This is a genomic window from Kitasatospora sp. NPDC058063, assembly GCF_042885395.1.
GTDB classification, from domain to species: Bacteria; Actinomycetota; Actinomycetes; order Streptomycetales; family Streptomycetaceae; genus Kitasatospora; species Kitasatospora lactacystinica.
This window is the reverse complement of the sequence record NZ_JBHVSD010000014.1, coordinates 1-17098: the sequence shown is the minus strand read 5'-3', so window position 1 is coordinate 17098 and position 17098 is coordinate 1. Positions and strand designations below refer to the sequence as shown.

Annotated in this window: 6 protein-coding genes; 3 read left to right on the top strand and 3 right to left on the bottom strand. The window is 71.9% G+C overall.

What is annotated here, in order from left to right; genetic code table 11:
• Nucleotides 1-166 precede the first annotated feature (166 nt).
• From ACFVUY_RS23880 to ACFVUY_RS23870, 3 genes are read left to right on the top strand one after another with little or no spacing between them, the layout of a single operon-like run.
• Complete coding sequence (locus ACFVUY_RS23880; RefSeq protein WP_387733019.1) at nt 167-2086, top strand: RiPP maturation radical SAM C-methyltransferase; 1920 nt, start codon at nt 167-169, stop codon at nt 2084-2086.
• Nucleotides 2086-2718, top strand: a complete 633-nt coding sequence (locus ACFVUY_RS23875; protein ID WP_387733016.1) for a DUF5825 family protein — start codon at nt 2086-2088, stop codon at nt 2716-2718. Before ACFVUY_RS23880 ends, ACFVUY_RS23875 begins: the two co-directional genes overlap by 1 nt.
• Nucleotides 2719-2721: 3 nt before the next feature.
• Nucleotides 2722-4044, top strand: coding sequence for an MFS transporter (locus ACFVUY_RS23870; protein WP_359912541.1), 1323 nt, complete (start codon nt 2722-2724; stop codon nt 4042-4044).
• Nucleotides 4045-4083: 39 nt separating this feature from the next.
• On the opposite strand, the gene gndA is transcribed toward ACFVUY_RS23870, so the two are convergent.
• The 3 genes from gndA to ACFVUY_RS23855 form a co-directional block, all read right to left on the bottom strand.
• Nucleotides 4084-5538: an NADP-dependent phosphogluconate dehydrogenase gene (gene gndA / locus ACFVUY_RS23865; RefSeq protein WP_387733013.1), complete on the bottom strand. Its 1455-nt coding sequence runs from the start codon at nt 5536-5538 to the stop codon at nt 4084-4086.
• Nucleotides 5539-5699: 161 nt separating this feature from the next.
• Nucleotides 5700-7037, bottom strand: coding sequence for an MFS transporter (locus ACFVUY_RS23860; protein WP_387733010.1), 1338 nt, complete (start codon nt 7035-7037; stop codon nt 5700-5702).
• Between the two features lie 152 nt (nt 7038-7189).
• Nucleotides 7190-16879 (bottom strand): amino acid adenylation domain-containing protein, encoded by a 9690-nt coding sequence (locus tag ACFVUY_RS23855; protein ID WP_387733007.1) that lies wholly within the window; start codon nt 16877-16879, stop codon nt 7190-7192.
• Nucleotides 16880-17098: the final 219 nt, after the last annotated feature.

Sequence of the window (17098 nt, the reverse complement as noted above, 5' to 3'; positions counted from 1 at the left end):
TTGGGTGCCCCCCCCGCTCCCTCCCTGCGCCCCAAAACTTCCCCGATCCACCACCGGCCCCCACTAAACCCAATCCGCTTGGTGTCCCCCGCGGGGCCCCCCCGGGGGGGGGGCCCCCGCCTCTCCACAGTCCTCTGCACCGTCCGAGAGTCCGAAAGGCCAGGGAATGCGTATCGCGCTCGTCTCCATGCCGTGGCAGGCCCTGGAGATGCCGTCGCTCCAGGTCGGTCTCCTGCACGCACTCGTCGCCCGGGAACGGCCGTCCGACGAGGTCGCCGAGTACCACGGGTGGCTGCGCTGGGCCGAGTTCCTGCTGGAGCACAGCGACGGCGAACTGACCCCGACGGAGTACATGACCGTCGCCGACGACCAGGTGTTCGACGGCTTCGGCGACTGGGTCTTCTCCGGCAGCCTCTACGACGACGACCAGTGGGGCACCGAGCAGCTCACCGCCTACGCGGCCCGCACCGGATCGTCGATCGACAGCCTGCTGCGGATGCGCCCGCACGCCGCGCGGTTCATCGCCGAGGCCGCCCGGGAGGTGCTCGCCACCGACCCCGACGTGGTCGGCATGACCACCACCTTCCTGCAGAACGTGCCCTCGCTCGCCCTCGCCCGGGAGATCAAGCGCCTGCGGCCCGAGGTCGTCACCGTGCTGGGCGGCAGCAACTGCGACAGCGTCATGGGCCACGCCCTGCACCGCAACCACCCCTTCCTGGACCACGTCGTGCGCGGAGAGGCCGAGAAGACCTTCCCGGCGCTGCTCGCCCACATCGAGCGCGGCACGGCCCCCACGGACGTCCCCGGGGTCTGCTGGTGGGACGGCGGCACCTCGCGCGCCAACCGGGAGGCCCGCGGCACCGTCCCGATCGGACTGCTGCCCAGCCCCGACTTCGACGCCTGGCAGGAATCCTTCGACTCCTCCCCGGTGGCCGAGTTCGTCGAGCCCAAGCTCGTGGTGGAGGGCGCCCGCGGCTGCTGGTGGGGCGAGAAGCACCACTGCACCTTCTGCGGGCTCAACGGCAGCCTGATGGAGTTCCGTTCGAAGAACGGCGAGCAGCTCTGGTCCGAGATCGAACGGCTCGTCCAGCGGCACAAGTTGCTCGATGTCATCACGGTCGACAACATCATCAGCATGGACTACTTCCGTGACTTCCTGCCACGGGCCGCCGACAGCGGGTGGGACCTGCGCATCCACTACGAGGTGAAGTCGAACCTCAGCCAGGAGCAGATCGCCCTGCTGGGCCGCGCCCGGGTCACCCACGTCCAGCCCGGCATCGAGAGCCTGAACAGCCGGGTGCTCGGCCTGATGGACAAGGGGGTCACCGGCGCCCGCAACGTCCGTACCATGCGGGAGTGCGAGAACCACGCGCTCACCTGCGTCTGGAACTACCTCTACGGGTTCCCGGGCGAACGCGACGAGGACTACACGGAGATCATCGACCAGATGCCCGCCCTGCGCCACCTCCAGCCCCCGGGCGGTGCCACCCGCATCGCGCTGGAGCGGTTCAGCCCGCACTTCACCAACCCCGCGCTGGGCTTCACCGAGCGCCGCCCCGCCGACATCTACCAGCACGTCTACCAGCTGCCGCGGGAGGAACTGGAGGACCTGGTCTACCTGTTCGACGCCCCGGCCACCGGCATCCAGGGCGAGCTGGAACGACGGCTGGCGGAGGAGATCGACCGCTGGACGGAGGCCTACCCGTCCTCCCGGCTCCTGCTCGAACCGGCCGCGGACGGCGGCGCCCCCGGCGACGGCGGCGAAGAGGGGGACCTGCTCGTCCACGACGAACGCGAGGGCTGGCCGCGGCGCACCCACCGGCTGACGCACTGGCGGGCCGCCGGGTTCCGCGAGCTGGAGCACGGCCGCACGCTCCCCGCCCTGCACCGCCGCCTGGCCGAGGCCGGGTACGAGGTCCCGCTGGACACGCTCACCGCCTGGGGAAGCGAACTCCTCGCGCACGGACTGGTGTTCAAGGACGGCGACACCCTGCTCGCACTGCCCACCCGGGCGGTGCCGGTCCGCGCCCCCGACCTGGGCACCGCCTTCCCGGCCGCCCTCCCCACCCCCGAGGAGGTGGCGTGATGCCGATCGCCAAGCCCTCCCTCGCGGCGCCGGACCTGCCGGACCTGCCGGACACCGTCCCCCACCGGCTGGACGGCCGGCTGGTCGTCCTCGCCGCGCCGGTCCCCCTCGGCGCGGGCGGACGGCCCGCCGCCGAGGCCGTCCGGCTGCTGCGCGAGTGCCAGAGCCACGTGCTCCCGGTGCGGTGGTCCCTGGCCCCGGACGACCCGGCGCTGCGGGACCCCTCCGCCGCCGACTTCGCCCTCCACCACCTGCACCACCTGCCGCCGCCCGCCCCGCAGGATCCCGGGACCGCTGCCCTCTCCGGGACCGCGGAGACCGAACCCGCCCTGGCGGAGTGGCGCTCCGCCTACGCGTACGGGCGGTTCTACTACCGGCAGGGACCGGGCTTCCTCCAGGTCCGGGACCGCCGGGACCCGGACGCCTCGGCCCGCTTCGCGCTGGACCACCCCGACCTGGTGGCCACCTTCCGGGCCTGCCTGACCCCCACCGCCCTGGACGACCTCAGCAGTACGGGCCGTGAGGCCGTGTCCGTCCTGGCGTCCGAAGGCCTCGTGCTCGTCACGCGGGGCTGGGCGGTGACACTGCCTCCACGCATCCGCCACTGGACCGTGCCCGACACAGGAGTCTGATACATGGGATCTTCCACGGCCGAGGAGTCGTCCGTACCCGCGGAGTCCGGACCGCCCGCGACCCCGCCCCCGGCCCCGGAATCCGTGCCGCTGCGCCGGCACCGTCCGCTGCTGCTGCTGGTCACGGAGCAGATGACCAGCTCGGTGGGACGCCAGGTCACCGCGCTGGCGCTGCCGCTGCTGGCCATCGCCCACCTGCACGCCGGCCCGCTGGGCGCCTCGGCGCTGATGGCGATGACCTACCTGCCCGGCGTCCTGCTCAGCCCCCTCATCGGCGTCGCCGTCGACCGGGCCCGGCTGCGGCGGATGCTGGTCTCGCTGTCCTGGCTGCAGGTCCCCGCCATCGGCAGCGTGCCGCTCGCGGCCGCGCTGGACGGCCTGACCTGGCCGCACCTGTTCGCCGCGGCCGCCGCCTCCGGGGCGCTGAACTCCGCCCAGAGCGTCGCGCTGCAGTCCTGTCTGCCCCGCGTGGTGCCCGCGGAACGCCTGCTGCCGGCCAACTCCTCGCTCACCGGCGCCCGGACCATCGGCCTGATCGGCGGGCCCGCGCTCGGCGGCCTCCTGATCAGCGTGATCGACCCGGCCCCGGCGCTGCTGGTCGAGTGCGCCGCCTACCTCGTCGGCGGGGCCCTGTTCCTCGCGCTGCCGACCTCCCTGAACCGGCCGGCGAACGCGGGCAGCGGCGCGCGCTCCCGCCTCGAAGCCCTGCGGGAAGGCCTGGCGGTCATCCGGCGCGAGACCCTGCTGCGCCGCCAGGCCCTGGCCGCGGCCGGACTCAACCTGGGCGGCGGGGCCGGCGGCGGCCTGTTCGTCCTGTACGCCGACCGGGAACTGCAGCTGCCCCCGTGGCAGCTCGGCGCCGTCTACGCCGCGTACGCCGTCGGGATGGGCTCCGGTGTGCTGGCCGCGACCTCCGTCACCCGTTCGCTGGGCATGGCCCGGGCCATCCGGCTGTGCGCCGTGGGCGCGGGGGCCGCGCTCTTCCTCATCCCGGCGGCCTCCCTGGGGCTGCCCTTCCCGGTCCTGGTGCTGTACCAGCTGCTGTTCGGACTGCTGGCCACCGTCTGGTCGATCGCCATGACCACGGGGCGCCAACTCGTCACCCCCGCCCACCTGCTGGGCCGCGTGAACGCCTTCCTCCAGGCCGTGCTGACCGCCACCCTGCCCGTCGGCGCCTTCGTCGGCGGGTGGCTGGCCTCCCGGGTCGGCATCGTGCCGGTGCTGGTCGGGGCGGCGGCCGTCGCCCTGGCGGGCGCGAGCAGCCTCTGGTTCCCGCGCGACATGCTCGCCGAGATCGAGCGGGCGGCGGAGCGGAAGAAGGCCTGAGCCGGCCCGGCCGCGGCGGCCGGGCCGGCCGGTGACGCGCTACGCCGTCCCGCCGTCCGTCCGCACCTCGGGGCGGCCGGGCTCGGCCCAGCGCGTGTGGAAGCTGCCCGGACGGTCGGTGCGGCGGTAGGTGTGGGCGCCGAAGAAGTCGCGCTGCCCCTGGATCAGCGCGGCGGGCAGGTGCTCGCTGCGCAGGGTGTCGTAGAAGGCGAGCGCGGCGGAGAACGCCGGCACGGGGATGCCGTGCTGGGCCGCGCCGGCCACCACCGTGCGCCAGGCCGCCTGGGCGTCGGAGACCTCGGCCGCGAACTGCTCCTCGGCGAGCAGGCTGACCAGGTCGGGGTTGGCGGCGTGGGCGGCGCGGATCCGGTCGAGGAACGCGGCGCGGATGATGCAGCCGCCGCGCCAGATCCTCGCCACCGCCCCCAGGTCGATGTCCCAGCCGTACTCGGCCGCGGCGTCGCGGATCATGGTCCAGCCCTGGTCGTAGGCGATGACCTTCGACGCGTAGAGGGCCTGTTCGACGTCGCGGGTGAAGCGCTCGGCCTCGTGCGGGCGCAGTTCCTGCCGGGTCCCCCCGGGCAGCGGCCGGTAGGCCGCCCGCAGTTCGGCCCGGGCGGAGGCGACCCGGGCGAAGGTGGCCTGGGCGATGGCGGTGACCGGGGACCCGAGGTCCAGGGCGGTCTGCACCGTCCAGCGTCCGGTGCCCTTCTGCTCCGCGGCGTCCTGGACGATGTCGACGAAGGGCCTGCCGGTGGCGGCGTCGGTGTGGGCGAGCACCTCGGCGGTGATCTCGATCAGGTAGGAGTCGAGCCGCCCCTTGTTCCAGTTCCGGAAGGTCTCGGCGATCTCGGCGGGGGTGTACCCGCCGACCTCCCGCAGGAGGTGGTAGGCCTCGGCGATGAGCTGCATGTCGGCGTACTCGATGCCGTTGTGCACCATCTTCACGAAGTGGCCGGCCCCGTCGGTGCCGATGTGGGTGCAGCACGGATCGCCGTCCACGTGGGCGCTGATCCGCTCCAGCATCGGGCCGAGGACGGCGTAGGACTCGGCGGAGCCGCCGGGCATGACCGAGGGGCCGTGCAGCGCGCCCTCCTCCCCGCCGGAGACGCCGCTGCCGACGAAGTGGATGCCGCGTTCGCGCAGCGCCCGCTCCCGGCGGCGGGTGTCGGCGAAGTGCGCGTTGCCACCGTCGATGATCATGTCGCCCGCTTCCAGCAGCGGGGCGAACTCCTCGATGACCTCGTCGGTGGCCTGCCCGGCCTTCACCATGATCAGGAGCCGGCGGGGCCGTTCCAGCGCGGCCACCAGCTCCTGCGGCGATCCCGCCGGGACGAACGCGCCCTCGTGGCCGAACTCCTCGACCAGCGCCGTGGTCCGTCCCGGCGTGCGGTTGTGCACCGCGACCGTGTAGCCGTTGCGGGCGAAGTTCCGCGCCAGGTTGCGGCCCATCACCGCCAGCCCCGTCACGCCGATCTGTGCGGATGCCTCCATGGGCGGGTGCTTCCTTCCTCGGGGAGTCCCCCGGCCGGGCCCGCGGGTCCTGCGCCGCGGCCGCCCGGGCCGGCCGTACCCATGCTCACAACCCGCGCCCGCCCGCCGCGCGGGGAACTCCCCCGTTCAGGTGCCCCGGGCCCGCGGCGACGCCCGGCGTCTCAGCGGACCGCCTCGACCGGCTCCACGTCCGCCTCCGGGTCCGTCTCGGGGTCCGCCTCGGAGTCCGTCCCCGGCCGGCGCACGGACATTTGCCCGGTCGGCAGGTCCCGGTGGCCGCGGATCGGGGAGCAGTAGAGGAAGAGGGCCGCCGCCGGTACGCCCGCGGTCAGGATCCACAGGGCCGGGCGCAGACCGAGCCAGGTGCCGAGCGCGCCGCCGAGCACGGCGCCCAGCGGCATCGTGCCGTAGTTGAGGAACGCGGAGCTCGCGACGAGCCGGCCGAGCACGCCGCTCGGGCAGTAGCTCTGGACGAACCCGGACTTGAGCACATTGCCCGCCACCACGCCGATCGACACCCCGGCGTAGGCGAGGACGACCATCGTCAGCCCCCAGCCGGGGCCGGCCAGCGGGATGAGCAGCGCCAGCGCCGGCAGCACCAGCTCGAACATCAGCAGGGAGCGGCCGGTGCCCAGCCTGGCGCTGACCCGGCGCACGACGAAGGCTCCCAGCACGCCGCCGACACCGCTGACCATCGCCAGGCTGCCGATCGTCCCGGAGGACAGGCCGATCTCACGGACCAGGAAGACCACGGTGAGCGACTGGTACCCGGACAGGGCGAGGTTGGACGCCGCTCCGAAGAGCGCCAGGCTCCGCAGGAAGGGGTCGCCGAAGAGCAGCCCCAGTCCTTCCCGGATCTCCTTGGCCATGGCGCCGCGCGGTCGTTCGACCCGCTCGGGGGTGGCCTCCCGGTGCCGGATGCCGACCAGGCAGAGCGTCGCGAGCAGGAAGGTCGTCGTGTTGACCAGCATCCCGTTGGCCGCGCCCGCGAGTTGGATGAGCAGGCCGCCGCAGCCGAGCCCGACGATCTGCGCCGCGGAGGCGCTGCCCTGGAGCTTGGCGTTGCCCTCGGCCTGGTCCTCCGGCTTCACCAGGTCCGGCAGGTAGGCGGTGTACGCGGTCTGGAAGAACACCGTGGCGGCGCCCGCCAGCAGGGCGACGAGCAGGAGTTGACCGACCTTCAGCACCCCCGCCCAGGCCGCCACGGGAACGCTGGCGAAGAGCGCGAAGCAGACGATGTTGGCCCAGAACATCACCTGCCTGCGCCTCAGCCGGTCCACCCAGACCCCCACCGGCAGCCCGATGAGCAGCCACGGCACCCAGGGCGCCGCGCTCAGCAGACTCACCTCGAAGGTGTCGGCGTGCAGGGTCGAAACGGCGATCAACGGGACGGCGAGAACCGTGACCGACTGACCGAAGCGCCCCGCCGTCTCGCCCAACCAGAGGAGCCGGAAGTCCCGGTGGCGGCGGAGCAGGCCACCACGTGTGTCATTGCCCATCGATCGCTCCAATTTCTCGAGAAAGGGAAGCCGAACCGTCCGAAATCGCCCGCCGGCCGGGCCCCCTCCCGCTGCCGGGCAGTGCCGGGACGAGCGGGAGGGCCGTCGCGCGGCCCGTGTGCCGACCGGCACACGGGCCGCCGATCCAGCAGCTACGACCCGTCGCGCTCGCCGGCGAGCCGGGCGGCGAGGACCGGGCCGATCTGGGCGAGCTGATCCGGCCGCGTCATTTCACCATGCCGCCCGGTCACCCGGTGCACCTCGATCCGGCCCGTGACGTGGGGCTGCCAGTCCTCGGGCCGCACCGGGGGGAGCGGCTCCTCCCTGGTCGCCTCGAAGAAGAGCACATCGCCCCTGAACGTACGGGACTTGAACGAGTCCAGCACCGCGACGTTCCCGAGGAAGACCCTGGCCATGGCCTCCAGCGTGGCGTCGTCGAGCAGCGCGAGCGGACCGTCCGCCGCCGCCGCGGAATCCGGGTCGTAGCCGAGCGACTCCAGGAGCGCCCGCACGGCCTCCTCGCCGCTCAGCGCCTCGGCCGACCCGGCCGACGTCCCGGTGCCACCGGCCGGGAAGCCGTCCATCAGGGTGAGGACCTCGATCTCCTCGCCCTCCTCCTGGAGCCGGACGGCGAGTTCATGGGCCACGACCCCGCCGAACGACCACCCCAGCAGCGCGTACGGGCCCTGCGGCTGCACGGAGCGGATCAGTGCCAGGTAGTCGTCGACCATGGCGTCGAGACTCTCCGGAACGGCCTCGGGGGCCAGCAGGCCGCGGGCCTGGAGACCGTACAGGGCACGGTCGCCGTCGAGGTGGCGGAGCAGTCCCGAGTAGACCCAGCTGATGCCGGCCGCGGGGTGCACGCAGAAGAGCGGCCGGGCCGCCGGCCCGCTGCTCCTGCGCAGCGGCAGCAGGGTGGCGAGGGCGCCGTCGCCCTGCCCCGCGTCGTCCAGCCGTCCGGCGAGGGCGGCGGCGGTGGGGGCGTCGAAGACGTCCCGGATGCCGATCTCGGCGCCGAGGGCGGTGCGGATCCGGCTGATCAGCCGGGCCGCGAGGAGCGAGTGACCGCCCAGGAGGAAGAAGTCGTCGTCGATCCCCACCGACGGCACCCCGAGGACCTCGGCGAACACCGCGCACAGGATCTCCTCCTGCGCCGACCGCGGAGCCCGCCCGCCGCCGCCCGCACCGGCGACCGGCGCCGGCAGCGCCCGCTGGTCGAGCTTGCCGTGCGACGTCATCGGCAGCGCCTCCAGCACCACGACCGCCGACGGCAGCATGTGGCGCGGCAGCCGCCCCGCGGCGAAGCGCCGCAGCTCCTCCGGGTCGGCCTCCCGGTCGGCGACCGGCACCACATAGCCCACCAGACGCTGGTCCCCCGGCCGGTCCTCCCGCGCCACCACGGCGGCCTGCGCCACCGCGTCGTGCGCCATCAGCACCGCGGCGATCTCCCCCGGCTCGATCCGGAAGCCGCGGATCTTCACCTGGTCGTCCGCCCGGCCCACGTACTCCAGGGCGCCGTCGGCCCGCCACCGCACGAGGTCGCCGGTGCGGTACATCCTCTCGCCCGGCGCCCCGAACGGATTCGCCACGAAGCGCTCGGCGGTCAGGGCCCGCCGGCCCACGTAGCCTCGGGCCAGGAGCTCCCCCGCGATGTACAGCTCGCCGGGGACACCCGGCGGGACCACCCGCAGCCGGTCGTCCAGGACGAACAGCCGGGTGTTGCGGATCGGCCGGCCGATGACCGGCCGCTCGTACGCGCCGATCACGGCGTTCGTGCTGTACACGGTGCACTCGGTGGGACCGTACTGGTTGTTGCCGGCGACCCCGGCCCGCCGCAGGTCCGCCCAGAGCGCCTCGTCGACCGCCTCGCCGCCGACGTCGACGATCCGGGGGCGGGAGGAGCGCTCCGCGGAGAGCATGCCCAGCTCGATCAGCTGGCGGCAGTAGGTCGGGGTCGTCTCGATGTAGTCGATCCCCTCGGCCTCGATGTAGTCGACCAGGAGTTCCGGCGTCCGGCGCGTCTCGTCGTCCACCAGGTGCAGCTCGTGGCCGTCCAGCAGCCAGAAGAGCAGCAGCCAGCTGGCGTCGAAGGTCGTCGCCCCGATCATGGCGGCGCGCAGGGGGCGGCCGGCGGAGGCGATGTCGGCCCGGTAGACGTCCTCCCGGTGGCTGTGGACGAGGTTGGCCAGCGAGTGGTGCTCGATGAGCACGCCCTTCGGCTGCCCCGTCGACCCGGAGGTGAAGATGGCGTACGCGGAGTGCTCCGGGCGCAACGGCGAGAGCCGATCGGCGTCCGACACGTCGGTGTCGGACCGGCCGGCCAGTTCGGCGCCGACCGCGGGCTCCGTCAGGTCCAGCAGATGCGGCACGCGCCCGGCGAGGCCCGCGAACCGCCCGGCGGTCTCCCGGCCGGTGATCACGAGGGCGGGCCCGCAGTTGTCCAGCATGTACGTGACCCGCTCGACGGGGTATTCCGGGTCGACGGGGACGTAGCAGGCGCCAGCCTTCAGGATCGCCAGCAGCGAGACGATCAGGTCGGTGCCCCGCGGCAGCAGGACGGCCACGGTCTGTTCCGGCCCCACCCCGCGGTCGATCAGCAGCCGCGCCAGGCGGTTCGCCCGCGCGTTCAGCTCACGGAACGTCAGGGCCTCGCCCTGGAAGACGAGCGCGTTCGCGTCCGGCATCCGCCGGACGCTCCCCTCGAAGATCTCCGGGACCGGTCGGGTGTCCGCCGGGACGCGCTCGGTGTCGTTCCACTCCACGAGGATCCGCCGGCGCTCGGCCGGGCTCAGGACGTCGACCGCCTCGATCGACCGGTCCGGGTCCGCGACCACGGCCGCCAGCAGCCGGAGCAGACGGTCCGCCAGCAGGGTCATGGTGGTGTGGTCGAAGAGGTCGGTGGCGTAGTGCAGGACGGCGAGGATGCCGGCGGGCGAATTGGAACCGTCCCGGTTCTCGACGCAGGTCAGGTTGAGGTCGAACTTGACGGGCGGGGTCCCGAAGGACTCGGGCTGCGCGGTGAGGCCCGGCAGCCGCAGGGTGCCCTCGTCGTTGTTCTGCAGGACCAGGAGCACCTGGAACAGCGGATGCGTGGAACTGGAACGGACGGGGTTCAGCTCCTCGACGAGCCGCTCGAACGGCAGGTCCTGGTTGGTGAACGCCGCCAGGTCGGTGTCACGGACCCGGCCCAGCAGCTCACCGAAGGTGGGGGCCTGCGACACGTCGGTCCGCAGCACCAGCGTGTTCACGAAGAACCCGACCAGCTCGTCCAGGGCCTGGTCCGAACGCCCGGCGACGACCGTGCCGATCGGAATGTCCGTGCCGGCGCCCAGCCGCGACAGCAGGGCGGCCAGCGCCGCGTGCAGCACCATGAACAGAGTGACCCCGTGGCGGCGCGCCAACGCGTCGAGTGCGGCGTGCAGTTCGGTGTCGACGTGGAACTGCAGCAGCTCACCCTCGTGCGAGGCACTGGCGGGCCGGGGCCGGTCGAAGGGCAGAGCGACCTCCTGCGGCGAGCCCTTCAACGCCTCTGCCCAGTAGGCGAGCTGCTGGTCCATGGTCTCGGCGAGCTGGTTGTGCTGCCAGAGGGTGTAGTCGGCGTACTGAACCGTGAGCGGCTCCCACTCCGGGGTGAGCCCGGCCAGCCGGGCCCGGTAGGCCGAGGCGATACCCGACCAGAGCGGACCGGAGGACCAACCATCACTCGCGATGTGATGCAAGGTCAGGACGAGCACGGACTCGTCCCCGCCGAGCGTGAACAGCGCGACCCGCAGAGGCAGTTCGGAGGCCAGGTCGAAGGTGGCGAACGCCTCGGCCGAGATCCGTTCCGCCACCTCCTCCGCCGTGCACGACTGGACCCGGAACGGGACCTGGGCGGCGTCGGCGGGCAGAATCAGCTGCCGGGGCTGACCACCGACCGTCGGGTAGACCGTACGCAGGGCCTCGTGCCGGGCGACGACGTCGCCGATCGCGCCGCGCAGAGCCGCGGCGTCCACCGCACCGTGCAGGCGGAACGCGAAGGGGCTGTTGTAGGTCGCGGAGGCGCCTTCGAGCTGGTCCAGGAACCACAACCGCTGCTGCGCGAACGACAGCGACAGCACCTCCGGCCGCGTGCCCGCCACCAGCGCCGGACGGGCCGGGCCGCCGTCCTTCAGCTTCTCCACGACCCCGACCACGGTCGGGTTGCGGAACAGGTCGCGGATGCCCAGCTCGGCGTTCAGGGTCGTACGGATCCGGCTGATCAGCCGCGTCGCGAGAAGCGAATGACCACCCAGAGCAAAGAAGTTGTCGTCGATCCCCACCGACGGCACATCGAGCACCTCGGCGAAGAACGCGCACAGAATCTCCTCCTGCGCCGTCCGGGGACCACGATGCCCCCGCACCGCACCTTGCCCCTCCTCGGCCTCCTCCGCCGCACCGGCCCGCGCCCGCTCCGCCCGGGTCAGGAAGTACCGCTCCTGCTCGGGAGAGTCGAACACCTCCCAGCCGGACACCGGAACCTCCGGATCCTCGACCACAACAGCGAGCAACCGCACCAGCCGCTCCGCCAGCAGGGTCATGGTGGTGTGGTCGAAGAGGTCGGTGGCGTAGTGCAGGACGGCGAGGATGCCGGCGGGCGAATTGGAACCGTCCCGGTTCTCGACGCAGGTCAGGTTGAGGTCGAACTTCGCGGGCGGGGTCCCGAAGGACTCGGGCTGCGCGGTGAGGCCCGGCAGCCGCAGGGTGCCCTCGTCGTTGTTCTGCAGGACCAGGAGCACCTGGAACAGCGGGTGCCGGCCCAGCGAACGCACCGGGTTCAGCTCCTCGACGAGCCGCTCGAACGGCAGGTCCTGGTTGGTGAACGCCGCCAGGTCGGTGTCACGGACCCGGCCCAGCAGCTCACCGAAGGTGGGGGCCTCCGACACGTCGGTCCGCAGCACCAGCGTGTTCACGAAGAACCCGATCACGTCGTCCAGGGCCTGGTCCGAACGCCCGGCGACGACCGTGCCAATCGGGATGTCCGTGCCGGCGCCCAGCCGCGACAGCAGAGCCGCCAGCGCGGCATGCAGCACCATGAACAGAGTGACCCCGTGGCGGCGCGCCAACGCGTCGAGTTCGACGTGCAGTTGGGCGTCGAGGTGGAACTCCAGCAGCTCGCCCTCGTGCGAGGCACTGGCGGGCCGGGGCCGGTCGAAGGGCAGAGCAACCTCCTGCGGCGAGCCCTTCAACGCCTCCGCCCAGTAGGCGAGCTGCTGATCCATGGTCTCGCCGAGCTGGTTGTGCTGCCACAGTGCGTAGTCCGCGTACTGGACCGCCAGCGGCTCCCAGACCGGCGCGGAACCGGCCAGCCGGGCCCGGTAGGCCGAGGCAATACCCGACCAGAGCGGACCGGAGGACCAACCGTCACTCGCGATGTGGTGCAAGGTCAGGACGAGCACGGACTCGTCCCCACCGAGCGTGAACAGCGCCACCCGCAGCGGCAGTTCGGAGGCCAGATCGAAGGTGGCGAACGCCTCAGCCGAGATCCGCTCCGCCACCCCCTCCTCCGTGCACGGCTCCACGCGGAACGGCACCTCGACATCGCGGACCGGCAGAATCAGCTGCCGGGGCTGACCACCGACCGTCGGGTAGACCGTACGCAGGGCCTCGTGCCAGCCGACGACGTCGCCGATCGCCGCACGCAGAGCCTCCACGTCCACCGCACCGTGCAGACGGAACGCGAAGGGGCTGTTGTAGGTGGCGGAGGCGCCTTCGAGCTGGTCCAGGAACCACAACCGCTGCTGCGCGAACGACAACGGCAGCACCTCCGGCCGCGGGCCTGCCACCAGCGCCGGACGCGCCGGGCCACCGTCCTTCAGCTTCTCCACGACGCCCACGACGGTCGGGTTGCGGAACAGGTCGCGGATGCCCAGCTCGGCGTTCAGGGTCGTACGGATCCGGCTGATCAGCCGCGTCGCGAGAAGCGAATGACCGCCCAGAGCGAAGAAGTTGTCGTCGATGCCCACCGACGGCACATCGAGCACCTCGGCGAAGAACGCGCACAGGATCTCCTCCTGCGCCGTCCGGGGACCACGATGCCCCATCACCGCGCCCTGAGCCTCCTCGGCCTCCTCCGCCGCACCGGCCCGCGCCCGCTCCGCCCGGGTCAGGAAGTACCGCTCCTGCTCAGGAGAATCGAAGACTTCCCAGCCGGACACCGGAACCTCCGAATTCCCGGCCACCACACCCAGCAACCGCACCAACCGCTCCGCCAGTTGGTCTGCGGTCCCCCGATCGAAAAGATCGGTCGCGAACTGCAGAACAGCCGTGATACCGGCGGGCGCGTTGGAACCGTCCCGGTTCTCGACGCAGGTCAGGTTGAGATCGAACTTCGCGGGCGGGGTCCCGAAGGACTCGGGCTGCGCGACGAGACCCGGCAGCTCCAGCGACCCCTCGTCGTTGTTCTGCAGAACCAGCATCACCTGGAACAGCGGGTGCCGGCCCAGCGAACGCACCGGGTTCAGCTCCTCCACCAGCCGCTCGAACGGCAGGTCCTGGTTCGTGAACGCCGCCAGGTCGGTGTCACGGACCCGGCCCAGCAGCTCACCGAAGGTCGGCTCACCCGACACATCCGTCCGCAGCACCAACGTGTTCACGAAGAACCCGACCACGTCGTCCAGCGCCTGGTCCGAACGCCCGGCGACGACCGTGCCGATCGGAACATCCGTCCCCGCACCCAGCCGCGACAACAACGCCGCCAACGCCGCATGCAGCACCATGAACAGAGTGACCCCATGGCGGCGAGCCAACGCCTCCAGCTCGGCATGCAGTTGGGCGTCGAACTGGAACTCCAGCAGCTCGCCGTCATGCGAAGCGGCGGCAGGGCGGGGCCGGTCGAACGGCAAGGCCATCTCCTGCGGCAGTTCACCCAGCAGATCGCGCCAGTACGTCAGCTGCTCGTCGAGAATCTCGCCGAGCTGGTTGTGCTGCCAGAGGGTGTAGTCGGCGTACTGAACGGCCAGCGGCTCCCACTCCGGGGTGAGCCCGGCCAGCCGGGCCCGGTAGGCCGAGGCGACACCCGACCAGAGCGGACCGGAGGACCAACCGTCACTCGCGATGTGGTGCAAGGTCAGGACGAGCACGGACTCGTCCCCGCCGAGCGTGAACAGCGCCACCCGCAGCGGCAGTTCGGTCGAGAGACTGAAGAGACCGAAGGCCTCCGCGTTGATCCGCTCCGCCAGCTCCTCCTCCGTGCACGGCTCGACCGTGAACGGAACCCGGGCGTCCTCGACCGGCAGAATCAACTGCCGGGGCTCACCGCCGACCGTCGGGTAGACCGTACGCAGGGCCTCGTGCCGGCCGACGACGTCACCGATCGCCGCACGCAGAGCCTCCACGTCCACCGCACCGTGCAGACGGAACGCGAAGGGGCTGTTGTAGGTGGCGGAGGCGCCTTCGAGCTGGTCCAGGAACCACAACCGCTGCTGCGCGAACGACAACGGCAGCACCTCCGGCCGCGTGCCTGCCACCAGCGCCGGACGCGCCGGGCCACCGTCCTTCAGCTTCTCCACGACGCCCACGACGGTCGGGTTGCGGAACAGGTCGCGGATGCCCAGCTCGGCGTTCAGGGTCGTACGGATCCGGCTGATCAGCCGCGTCGCGAGAAGCGAATGACCGCCCAGAGCGAAGAAGTTGTCGTCGATGCCCACCGACGGCACATCGAGCACCTCGGCGAAGAACGCGCACAGGATCTCCTCCTGCGCCGTCCGGGGACCACGATGCCCCATCACCGCGCCCTGAGCCTCCTCGGCCTCCTCCGCCGCACCGGCCCGCGCCCGCTCCGCCCGGGTCAGGAAGTACCGCTCCTGCTCGGGAGAATCGAACACCTCCCAGCCGGACACCGGAACCTCCGGATCCCCGACCACAACACCCAGCAACCGCACCAACCGCTCCGCCAGTTGGTCCGCGGTCCCCCGATCGAACAGATCGGTCGCGAACTGCAGAACACCCGTGATACCGGCGGGCGCGTTGGAACCGTCCCGGTTCTCGACACAGGTCAGATTGAGATCGAACTTGACGGGCGGAGTCCCGAACGATTCGGGCGTCACGACGACATCAGGAAGCCGAAGGGTGCCCTCGTCGTTGTTCTGCAGAACCAGCATCACCTGGAACAGCGGGTGCCGGCCCAGCGAACGCACCGGGTTCAGCTCCTCCACCAACCGCTCGAACGGCACATCCTGGTTCGTGAACGCCGCCAGATCGGTGTCACGAACCCGGCCCAACAGCTCACCGAAGGTCGGCTCACCCGACACATCCGTCCGCAGCACCAACGTGTTCACGAAGAACCCGACCACGTCGTCCAGCGCCTGGTCCGAACGCCCGGCGACGACCGTGCCGATCGGAACATCCGTCCCCGCACCCAGCCGCGACAACAACGCCGCCAACGCCGCATGCAGCACCATGAACAGAGTGACCCCGTGGCGGCGCGCCAACCCCTCCAGCTCGGCATGCAGTTCGGCATCCAGCCCGAACTCCAACAGCTCGCCGTCATGCGAAGCGGCGGCAGGGCGGGGCCGGTCGAAGGGCAGAGCCAGCTCCTGCGGTGAGCCCTTCAACGCCTCCGCCCAGTAGGCGAGCTGCTGATCCATGGCGTCGCCGAGCTGGTTGTGCTGCCACAGTGCGTAGTCGGCGTACTGAACGGCCAGCGGCTCCCACTCCGGGGTGAGCCCGGCCAGCCGGGCCCGGTAGGCCGAGGCGATACCCGACCAGAGCGGACCGGAGGACCAACCGTCACTCGCGATGTGGTGCAAAGTCAGCACCAGGACCGATTCGTCCTCGCCGAGGTTGAACAGCACCACCCGCAGCGGAAGTTCGGCGGCGAGGTCGAAGGTGGCGAACGCCTCGGCGGAGATCCGCTCCGCCAGCTCCTCCTCCGTGCACGGCTCGACCGTGAACGGGACGTGGGCGTCGTCGGCGGGCAGCACCAGCTGGCGGGGCTGACCGTCGACCGTCGGGTAGACCGTGCGCAGGGCCTCGTGCCGGGCGACGACGTCGCCGATCGCGCCGCGCAGGGCCTCGACGTCCACCGTGCCGTGCAGGCGGAACGCGAAGGGGCTGTTGTAGGTGGCGGAGGCGCCTTCGAGCTGGTCGAGGAACCACAACCGCTGCTGGGCGAACGACAGCGGCAGCACCTCCGGCCGCACACCCGCGACCAGCGCCGGACGTGCCGGGCGGCCGTCCTTCAGCTTCTCCGCGACGCCCACGACCGTGGAGGCGTCGAACAGGTCACGGATCCCGAGCTCGGCATCGAAGGTACTGCGGATCCGGCTGATCAACCGGGCCGCCAGAAGCGAGTGGCCGCCCAGGGCGAAGAAGTCGTCATCGATCCCCACCGACGGCACACCGAGGAGCTCGGCAAACAGGCCGCAGAGCAGTTCCTCCTGCACCGAGCGCGGGGCTCGTCCGCCTTGGTCGGCGGTGACGGCTGCGGGTGCGGGCAGGGCGCGCTGGTCCAGCTTGCCGTTCGGGGTGATCGGCAGGGCCTCCAGCACCACCAGCGCCGACGGGACCATGTGCCGCGGCAGACGCCCCGTGGCGAAGCCCCTCAGCTCATCAACGTCGATCTGTCCACCCGCGACCGGCACCACATAGCCGACCAGACGCCTGTCCCCCGCACGGTCCTCCCGCGCCACCACTGCCGCCTGGGCCACCGCCTCGTGCGCCTGCAGCACCGCCGCGATCTCCCCCGGCTCGACCCGGAACCCCCGGATCTTCACCTGGTCGTCCGCCCGCCCCACATACTCCAACACCCCGTCGGCACGCCAACGCCCCAGGTCACCCGTCCGGTACATCCGCTCGCCCGCCGCACCCAGCGGACTCGCCACGAACCGCTCCGCCGTCAGCGCCGCCCGACCCACATACCCGTGCGCCAGACCGGCCCCCGCCGCATACACCTCACCGACCACCCCCGCCGGCACCGGACGCAACCACGCGTCCAACACGAACACCCGCTTGTTGCCCACCGGCCGACCCACCGGCAACGACGACCCCGCCAGGTCCTCACCCGACACCGCATGGCAGGTCGTGAAACCCATACTCTCCGC

Bases quoted from the DNA above. Each gene is read 5' to 3' on its own strand.
- ACFVUY_RS23880 (WP_387733019.1), top strand. From the start codon at position 167: ATGCGTATCGCGCTCGTCTCCATGCCGTGGCAGGCCCTGGAGATGCCG.
- ACFVUY_RS23875 (WP_387733016.1), top strand. From the start codon at position 2,086: ATGCCGATCGCCAAGCCCTCCCTCGCGGCGCCGGACCTGCCGGACCTG.
- ACFVUY_RS23870 (WP_359912541.1), top strand. From the start codon at position 2,722: ATGGGATCTTCCACGGCCGAGGAGTCGTCCGTACCCGCGGAGTCCGGA.
- gndA (WP_387733013.1), bottom strand. From the start codon at position 5,538: ATGGAGGCATCCGCACAGATCGGCGTGACGGGGCTGGCGGTGATGGGC.
- ACFVUY_RS23860 (WP_387733010.1), bottom strand. From the start codon at position 7,037: ATGGGCAATGACACACGTGGTGGCCTGCTCCGCCGCCACCGGGACTTC.